Source organism: Aliiroseovarius marinus (assembly GCF_004360145.1).
In the GTDB taxonomy this organism is placed as follows: domain Bacteria; phylum Pseudomonadota; class Alphaproteobacteria; order Rhodobacterales; family Rhodobacteraceae; genus Aliiroseovarius; species Aliiroseovarius marinus.
In genome coordinates, this window is sequence record NZ_SAIT01000038.1 from 1 (window position 1) to 763 (window position 763).

Consider the following 763-nt stretch of genomic DNA (forward strand, 5'->3'; position numbering starts at 1 on the left):
CGAAGAGCAGTTCCGCGCCGGTTTTGCTCAGGGGTACGAAGCCCAGTTCGTCGATGATCAGAAGCTTTGGGGCGAGCATCTGCTTTTGCAGCCGTAGGAGGCGTTTCTCATCGCGCGCCTCGATCAGTTCGTGCACGAGCGCGGCGGCGGTGATGAAGCGCACGGGTAATCCCTTTTGGCAGGCCGCAAGGCCAAGACCGAGGGCGACATGGGTTTTACCCGTGCCAGAGGGTCCCAGAGCAATGACATTCTCCCGGCGCTCGATCCAGCCACAGCGGGCCAGGTCCAGCACCTGCACCTTGTTGAGGGCGGGGATCGCCTTGAAGTCGAAGCTGTCCAGGCTCTTGGGTGCCGGGAACTTCGCAGCTTTGATCCGGCGTTCCACCATGCGTCGTTCCCGGTCGATCAGCTCCAGCTCGGTCAGGCGCAGCAGGAACTGGATGTGATCCAACCCTTCGACTGCGCATTGACGTGCCACCTTCTCATACTCGCGCAGCATGGTGGGCAGCTTGAGCTTCTTGAGATGATGGCCCAGCAGGATATCGGGGGTATCGTTCATACTGCGCCCTCCGACAGGAGCGCCATGTAGCTGGAAGGCTTGGTCGTTTCTACAGCCGCTCTCGGAAGATAGGGGTAGAGCGACAGATCGAGCCGTGCGGGTCGGCGCTCGACCTGACACAGCGCCAGATGTTTGATCGCATCAAAGGCAATGGCCCGCTTTTGTAGCGCCACGCGTACCGCCGCGCATAGAACCGGCAACTCA

Annotated in this window: 1 protein-coding gene and 1 pseudogene; both read right to left on the reverse strand. The window is 60.9% G+C overall.

The window, feature by feature from the left end; all coding sequences use genetic code 11:
- A partial coding sequence (locus EOL43_RS15280) for an ATP-binding protein (protein ID WP_133489782.1) occupies nt 1-559 on the reverse strand: 559 nt, incomplete at its 3' end.
- Nucleotides 556-763: pseudogene (locus EOL43_RS15445) on the reverse strand (IS21 family transposase); the annotation flags it as partial. The gene EOL43_RS15280 and the pseudogene EOL43_RS15445, both read right to left, overlap by 4 nt.